Annotated in this window: 13 protein-coding genes and 1 pseudogene; 13 read left to right on the plus strand and 1 reads right to left on the minus strand. The window is 35.9% G+C overall.

Annotated elements, in window-relative coordinates; all coding sequences use genetic code 11:
- Positions 1 to 309: 309 nt before the first annotated feature.
- The 12 genes and pseudogenes from O9324_RS24295 (at position 310) to O9324_RS24350 (ending at position 5004) form a co-directional block, all read left to right on the plus strand.
- Positions 310 to 702, plus strand: coding sequence for a type II toxin-antitoxin system RelE/ParE family toxin (locus O9324_RS24295; RefSeq protein WP_288141542.1), 393 nt, complete (start codon positions 310 to 312; stop codon positions 700 to 702).
- Positions 695 to 991: a helix-turn-helix domain-containing protein gene (locus tag O9324_RS24300; protein WP_002731911.1), complete on the plus strand. Its 297-nt coding sequence runs from the start codon at positions 695 to 697 to the stop codon at positions 989 to 991. Before O9324_RS24295 ends, O9324_RS24300 begins: the two co-directional genes overlap by 8 nt.
- 409 nt (positions 992 to 1400) lie before the next feature.
- Positions 1401 to 1643 carry a hypothetical protein gene (locus tag O9324_RS24305; protein WP_002800404.1) on the plus strand — a complete coding sequence of 81 codons (243 nt, stop codon included), beginning with the start codon at positions 1401 to 1403 and terminating at the stop codon, positions 1641 to 1643.
- Positions 1630 to 2055, plus strand: coding sequence for a type II toxin-antitoxin system VapC family toxin (locus O9324_RS24310; RefSeq protein WP_185240069.1), 426 nt, complete (start codon positions 1630 to 1632; stop codon positions 2053 to 2055). Before O9324_RS24305 ends, O9324_RS24310 begins: the two co-directional genes overlap by 14 nt.
- Before the next feature lie 227 nt (positions 2056 to 2282).
- Positions 2283 to 2519, plus strand: coding sequence for a type II toxin-antitoxin system VapB15 family antitoxin (gene vap15 / locus O9324_RS24315; RefSeq protein ID WP_002771194.1), 237 nt, complete (start codon positions 2283 to 2285; stop codon positions 2517 to 2519).
- The gene (locus tag O9324_RS24320) at positions 2497 to 2922 is read left to right on the plus strand and encodes a putative toxin-antitoxin system toxin component, PIN family (protein ID WP_288141543.1); all 426 of its coding nucleotides are present in this window, start codon (positions 2497 to 2499) and stop codon (positions 2920 to 2922) included. Before vap15 ends, O9324_RS24320 begins: the two co-directional genes overlap by 23 nt.
- 180 nt (positions 2923 to 3102) lie before the next feature.
- Positions 3103 to 3432 carry a helix-turn-helix domain-containing protein gene (locus O9324_RS24325; RefSeq protein WP_002763909.1) on the plus strand — a complete coding sequence of 110 codons (330 nt, stop codon included), beginning with the start codon at positions 3103 to 3105 and terminating at the stop codon, positions 3430 to 3432.
- 82 nt (positions 3433 to 3514) lie between these two features.
- The gene (locus O9324_RS24330; RefSeq protein WP_002771197.1) at positions 3515 to 3724 is read left to right on the plus strand and encodes a hypothetical protein; all 210 of its coding nucleotides are present in this window, start codon (positions 3515 to 3517) and stop codon (positions 3722 to 3724) included.
- Positions 3721 to 3987 (plus strand): type II toxin-antitoxin system RelE family toxin, encoded by a 267-nt coding sequence (locus tag O9324_RS24335; protein WP_288141544.1) that lies wholly within the window; start codon positions 3721 to 3723, stop codon positions 3985 to 3987. Before O9324_RS24330 ends, O9324_RS24335 begins: the two co-directional genes overlap by 4 nt.
- A 13-nt stretch (positions 3988 to 4000) precedes the next feature.
- A pseudogene (locus O9324_RS24340) lies at positions 4001 to 4216 on the plus strand (PIN domain-containing protein); the annotation flags it as partial.
- 4 nt (positions 4217 to 4220) lie between these two features.
- Positions 4221 to 4541 carry a helix-turn-helix domain-containing protein gene (locus O9324_RS24345; RefSeq protein ID WP_288141545.1) on the plus strand — a complete coding sequence of 107 codons (321 nt, stop codon included), beginning with the start codon at positions 4221 to 4223 and terminating at the stop codon, positions 4539 to 4541.
- A gap of 244 nt (positions 4542 to 4785) precedes the next feature.
- Complete coding sequence (locus O9324_RS24350) at positions 4786 to 5004, plus strand: DUF2283 domain-containing protein (RefSeq protein WP_288141546.1); 219 nt, start codon at positions 4786 to 4788, stop codon at positions 5002 to 5004.
- A 111-nt stretch (positions 5005 to 5115) separates the two neighbouring features.
- On the opposite strand, the gene O9324_RS24355 is transcribed toward O9324_RS24350, so the two are convergent.
- Positions 5116 to 5373: a hypothetical protein gene (locus O9324_RS24355; RefSeq protein ID WP_002762931.1), complete on the minus strand. Its 258-nt coding sequence runs from the start codon at positions 5371 to 5373 to the stop codon at positions 5116 to 5118.
- 310 nt (positions 5374 to 5683) lie between these two features.
- On the opposite strand from O9324_RS24355, the gene O9324_RS24360 reads away from it, so the two are divergent.
- Complete coding sequence (locus O9324_RS24360; protein WP_287630582.1) at positions 5684 to 5878, plus strand: type II toxin-antitoxin system Phd/YefM family antitoxin; 195 nt, start codon at positions 5684 to 5686, stop codon at positions 5876 to 5878.
- Positions 5879 to 6000: the final 122 nt, after the last annotated feature.

A 6000-nucleotide genomic window follows, 5' to 3' on the forward strand; every position in this document is an offset into this window, starting at 1 on the left:
TAATTGGTGCGTGGGGTGTGGTTCTTTCGTGCAAAAGCTTTTCACCTGTAGAATATAACAATCTCAGGTCTTTTATCAAGTCTAATTTTAGGGGTTTTGCTCCCGGAAACATCAGCTTTTGGGGAACTCGATACTTAACGATGTTGATGTCTATTATCGCGGAATTTCTAAGTTTAATTTAGGAGATAAACAAGGGGCGATCGCATAATTCTTTTCAACGAGGTTATGAGCTATCCAGCAATTCGATACCCATCACCATCACCTGATTGCATTTATTGATTTTTCATCGCATACTATTTAAAAAGAAACGTGCCAAAGACAAAAATCATCTTTTATCAAGAAGCAGAAGGCATCTCACCTGTTGTTGAGTGGCTTCAGAAATTACTCAAAACTGATAAAAAAGGATTTGCCAAATGTATAACCAAAATCGAACAACTTGCCGCACAAGGTCATGAACTGCGCCGCCCTGCTGCTGATTATCTCAGAAATGATATCTGGGAGCTTAGAGCCAAACAGGGAACCATACAATATCGAATCCTCTATTTTTATCATGGTCAAAATATAGCAATTATTGGTCATGCTCTTATCAAAAAAACTGCCGCCGTTCCCTCACAAGACATCGAGAGAATTATCCAAAGAAAAGCACAATTTAAACAAAATCCAGAACTTCATACTTATCAAGGAGAAATAAACAATGCCTAAAACCACAGATGCAGTAAAAATCATTCACCAAATGATTGCAGACGATCCCACAATCAAAGAACAAATTGCCCTAGAATCCCTCAACTCAGAAATCGCACAATTGATTTATGACGCTCGTATGAATGCTGGATTAACTCAACAACAACTAGCCGACCTAATCCATGTTGAGCAATCCGTTATTGAAGATCTAGAAGACGCTGACTATCAAGACAATCCCCTAATAATGCTACAAAAAATTGCCACTGCCCTTAATCAACGAGTCAAAATGAGCCTTGTTAGTAGCTTGTAGGGTGCGTGTTTGCGCGTACTTAAAGGAGATTTGTTAATAATTAAACTATTACCGCGCCGTAACGCACCATCTTAAGAAAATTGGTGTGTTACTCTATCACTAACGCACCCGACAAGAGCCGCTACTGTGTCCTCTGTGGTTTTTATTATGATTATTTAACTGCTACCGAATATCCCCCCGTAGCAATCTCTCCCTAGTAACAGGTTTCTAGTTCCTGTTTGATAAATGATATAATTGGTGCGTGGGGCGTGGCTCTTTCGTGCAAAAGCTTGTAAGCTTTACAATATAACAATCTCAGGTCTTTTGCCAAGTCTAATTTTAGGGGTTTTGCCCACGGAAACATCAGCTTTTCACAGAACTTGATTTTTATCTTAAAATTGATACAATAAACCATAAAGAGATAATGACAATGATAAACCTAGAAACAATTCAAGAAGATATTGCGTCCCTTCCCCTCGACGCACAACAGACTATTCTTGAACTTGTAGATATTCTAAAAAAACGATATTCTCTCAAGCAACAGGAAATGAAAGAGCAGGGAACAGAAGATTGGTCTGACTTTATCGGTTGTATAGAAGCTGAACCAGACCTTTCGCAAAACTATAAAACCTATTTAACAAGTGAACTTAAGCAAAAATATGATCATTGTTGATACTGGTTTCTGGCTGGCTCTTGCTAATAAAAACGACTTACTTCACCCATTAGCAAAAAAACAATTCCAAAAATTCATCAATCAACAATTTATTACAACCTGGTGCGTTGTTACTGAAACTTGCTACTTACTACAAAAACGAGTAGGAATAGATGTCCCAAAAACCTTTATCCATAAAATCTCCACAGGAAAAATACAGGTATTCAACCTAAAAACTAAGCACTGCCAACCCATTGAAGAACTGATGCAAAAATATAGAGATTTGCCAATGGATTTAGCCGACGCATCTTTGGTTATTTTAGCAGAAGAATTAGGTTCAGGTCAAATTCTTTCCGTTGATTATCGAGATTTTAATACCTATCGTTGGAAAAATACGGAGCCATTTCAAAATCTTTTTCAAGAACAAATGTAATCTGGAACAGACTTCGAGTTCCTGTGTTTGATATTCAGGCAGAATGAATGATATAATTGGTGCGTGGGGCGTGGCTCTCTCGTGCAAAAGCTTTTAACCTGTAGAATATAACGATCTCAGGTCTTTTATCAAGTCTAATTTTAGGGGTTTTGCTCACGAAAACATCAGCTTTTCACAGAACTCGATACCTGACACCTCGCTTTATCAATAAACAATAATTTGAGAAAATGAACCAAAAAACTTACCAACTAACCTTAAACTTTGACCAGATTTTAGATTTGGTTAAACAACTCCCAGAAAGTGACAAAATACAACTCAGTAAAGAACTGGAAAAAGAAACTTTAAATCACAAATTAACCCAACTTTTAGAAACCTTTAAAACTGATGAGCTTTCCCTAGAGACAATTACCGAAGAAGTGGAGGAAGTTAGGGCTGAAATTTATGGACAACAAGCCACCGATTAAAGTTATTATTGATACTAACCTTTGGATTAGCTTTCTTATTGGTAAACAGTTAGCTAGTTTAAAATATCTACTGATTGAAAAAACTCTTGTGCCGATTTTTTATCCCCAGCTACTTAATGAAATTAACCTTGTTACCAAAAGACCAAAATTACAAAAGCATTTTCCCGAAAGTAAAGTTCAAGAGTTACTTGAACTTTTAAGCATAATTGGGTTATGTATTGAGACTAAATCAAAAATTAATATCTGTAGAGACGCTAAAGATAACTACCTTTTAGCCTTAGCCAAAGATAGTCAAGCTGACTTTTTAATTACAGGCGATCAAGATTTATTAATTTTGCAACAATTTGGAATAACTAAAATTGTTACTTATCAACAATTTTTGGTAATCTGTAGGTTGGGTTGAGGAACGAAACCCAACCCAATTATTTAAAAGTGTTGGGTTTCACTATCGTTCAACCCAACCTACAATAAGACTACAATAAGATTGGCGAAAATTAAGCTAGAACATCGACAACGAACCCGGTTTTATTGCAAGGTTTGTTGTTGTGCTTCAGCGCTAAACTCTAAAAGGGGATAAATGATTATGACAGAATATACTATTAGTTCAGGAAACATTTTTGAAGACTTAGGCTTTGCTAATGCTGAAGAAAAACTCGCTAAAGTCAAGCTGGCTTCAGTGATTTATGATCTGATTACTGAAAAAGGATTAAGCCAGCAGGAGGTCAGTCAAATTTTGGGAATTGACGAGGCTAAAATTTCTAACTTAAAAAATGGCAGATTGCAAAAATTTTCTCTTGAGCAGATGTTTAGCTTTCTAGTAGCATTAGGTCAGAATATAGAAATCTTAGTCACTCCCCAAGCCGTAGCAAACTCTAGTGTAAGTATCCAGGTCATGTATCGAAATAAATCCTAATCTAAGTGCGATCACCGATCTCGTAAGGTGTGTTAATATTAATGTAACGCACCAGCCAACTTTAAATAAAGGACTAACCGTAATGTCATCAATTATTACCGAAGAAAAAACCAAAGAAATCCTAACCGAAATCCTCATTGAAATGATGCAAAACAAACGGGAACTATTTTATGAAATTGTTATCGAAGCCCTAGAAGATATTGGTTTAGCTAATGCTATTACGGAAGGATTAAATGGTGAATTTGTTCCAGAAGAAGAAGTTTTTGCTATTCTCAATGGAGAAGCTGAATGAAAATTCAATTTGTAGCCAAATTCTCCAAAGACTTAAGAAAAATTAAAGATCAAAAACTATTATCTGAGATAAAAATTGTTGTCAATGAATGCAAATTAGCTCAAACACTGGATGATGTAAAAAACCTCAAAAAGCTTAAAGGTTATCAGGGTTTTTATCGTATCAAAATAGGAGATTATCCCATTGGTGTTGCAATTATTAACGATGAACTGATCTTTAGTCGATTCTTACACAGAAGAGAAATTTATAGATTTTTTCCCTAAAACTAAGCACTGCCAACACACTGAAGAACTGATGCAAAAATATAGAGATTTACCAATGGATTTAGCCGACGCATCTTTGGTTATTTTAGCAGAAGAATTAGGTTCAGGTCAAATTCTTTCCGTTGATTATCGAGATTTTAATACCTATCGTTGGAAAAATACGGAGCCATTTCAAATAAAACTGGCTGAAATAAGTGATCAAGAATGGTTAAAAAATCAAGGAGAATAACAAAATGAGTGATTTTGAAAAAAGTAATAGTAATATTTTCGCTGATCTTGGCGACCCAGAAGCCGAACAAACTTTAGTCCGCGCTCAAATTCTATCTCGGATTATTGATATAATCAATGAACGGAACTTCACGGAAGCTGAAACAGCAGAAACTTTAGGAATATCAAAACTAGAAGCATCTCAATTAATCAAGGGAAAACTGAGTCAATTTTCTCTTGAAGATTTGTTTCATATTCTCAACGCTTTTGATAAAGATGTTGAAATTATTCTTAAGCCGAAAGTTGATGTCCAATTCGCTAAAATTCGGGTGTTAATAGAACTATAAACATTAATATGAAGGAAGGATAAACTATGAAAGAACAATAGTATTTTAGCACCAGAAAACGAGGTGCAATCGATGATTTTAGCCGATAATTCCGTAAGGGTGGCGTAGGAGTCTTTTATTATGCAGGATATGGGGTACAGGTAGAAGGGGAGAATTATTTAATTCCCCTCAAGGCCAAACTCTTGAAGGGAAGCGATGTCCGCTCATAACGCTTTCCCAGATCGTAATTTTAAGGAGTAAAAAAATGAAATTTAATTATTATCCTGAAACTGATTCCCTGTACATTAGTCTATCAGATAAAACGAGTACCGATTCTCAAGAAATTGCTCCTGATATTGTCTTGGATTTTGACAAAGAAGGAAAATTAGTCGGAATTGACATTGATAGAGCAAGTCAAGTTGTTGATTTAACTCATTTGGAATCTGAATCGTTACCTGTAAATTCTATTCTCTTAGCAAATTAGTAATCTGTAGAAACCCAACTCAATTATTTAAAAGTCTTGGGTTGAACGATAGTGAAACCCAACCTAGGATAAGACTTTATTGATGATCCCTGTCAATCGGGCGATCGCAATTTAATTAATGCCCGTAATATGTTGTAAAATCGTATCTAATTTTTGGTTAATCTCATCACGAAACTCTTCAAAATTCGATTGAAGCCGATCAACTTTATCTTCAAGATGATCAATTTCCTCATAGACTCGATCAAAACTCCGGTTTAGCTCTCTTCCTGTCACTTGGGTATCTTCCAGACGCTCCAGGCGCCGATTAAGACTCCTCAATTGACGCTCCACTTCATAATTTTTATCGTTCGGTTCCTGAGCTTGTGCCATAGGGAAAATCGTTGAATGAGAATATCTTAACTCAATTATATGTTAACTATTGACTAAATAAAGGATTCTACTTCTCTTAAATCAGCCTGTAGGGTGCGTGTTTGCGCGTATTTAAAGGAAATTTGTTAATAATTAAATTATGATTGCGCCGTAAAGCACCATCTTAAGAAAATTGGTGCGTTACGCTATCACTAACGCACCCTACAAGATAGGCGATTGCACTTACATCATTTAGGAGGAACAATCCACTACGGTGATCGCACAATTGGGTATGTTAGAATAAACACAGTTATTTCTCAAAGAAAATACCATAGGACAAGTTTCAGTTTCACAAGTAAAGGAAGATTTTGCTTACATTATGGACAGGGCCCAACAAGAACCGATTCTTGTCCGGGAGCATGACCACAATTGTGTGGCTATTATTTCGATGAAGGATTATGAGGATTTGCTCAAGATAAAAAATCTTCGTCTAAAAAATATATCGGCAGATTTAGGAGCAGGGTAATGATTCGGTAGTAGTGGCGTAGCCCTCTTGCTTACCTGGTATGAATTGTGTAAAATATTTATGAATAAAAATAATTGGAACCCAATCAGTCTTTAAACCTCTAGCTTGCTCATGACTTTTCT

The sequence above is a fragment of the Microcystis sp. LE19-84.1B genome (assembly GCF_027531875.1).
Taxonomy (GTDB): domain Bacteria; phylum Cyanobacteriota; class Cyanobacteriia; order Cyanobacteriales; family Microcystaceae; genus Microcystis; species Microcystis panniformis.